The organism is Bacillus cereus group sp. BfR-BA-01360 (assembly GCF_022663595.1).
Lineage (GTDB): Bacteria > Bacillota > Bacilli > Bacillales > Bacillaceae_G > Bacillus_A > Bacillus_A cytotoxicus.
The window spans coordinates 1-470 of record NZ_JAKUFV010000077.1 but is presented as its reverse complement, the minus strand read 5'-3'; the positions used below and the strand labels follow the sequence as shown (position 1 = coordinate 470).

Sequence of the window (470 nt, the reverse complement as noted above, 5' to 3'; positions counted from 1 at the left end):
GGTATGGGAGATAAAAGGATTAATTCTTCTATAGGTAGTCAATGGCGGTATAGAATTGATATTGTTGATGAACAAATTAAGGAATTAGCCAAAAACATGACACCAGAACAACTAAAAAGTACTTATTTGAATGTAAAATTAACACATTAGAGGAGGAGTTTAGATGGAACAATATTTAAAAGATTTTAAGTTGCATAATAAAGTTCCGAGTGAAATCATTGAAAAGTATAAACATGTAGTACCTAATGAAATAATAGATTTATGGAGTAATTATGGATTTGGTACATTTATGCAAGGGTATTTTAAAAGTATAAATCCAGAGGAATTTAAAGAGATTTTGGAGGAGAGTAGTCAAAGATATAAGGATTCAATAGTATTATTTGCTACGGGTATGGGAGACTTGGTTATTTGGTCAGATGGATATGTTAGATTACTTAATTACAGGTATGGTATAGTAAAGACCATTATGT

Annotated in this window: 2 protein-coding genes; both read left to right on the top strand. The window is 29.8% G+C overall.

The genetic code is table 11. The features are described from left to right. Nucleotides 1–150 (top strand): polymorphic toxin type 15 domain-containing protein (locus MR056_RS21975; RefSeq protein WP_309244635.1); only part of this gene is annotated, 150 nt, incomplete at its 5' end. 13 nt (nucleotides 151–163) lie between these two features. After that, on the top strand, nucleotides 164–470 hold a 307-nt coding region (locus MR056_RS21970), incomplete at its 3' end, for a GAD-like domain-containing protein (protein ID WP_305037795.1).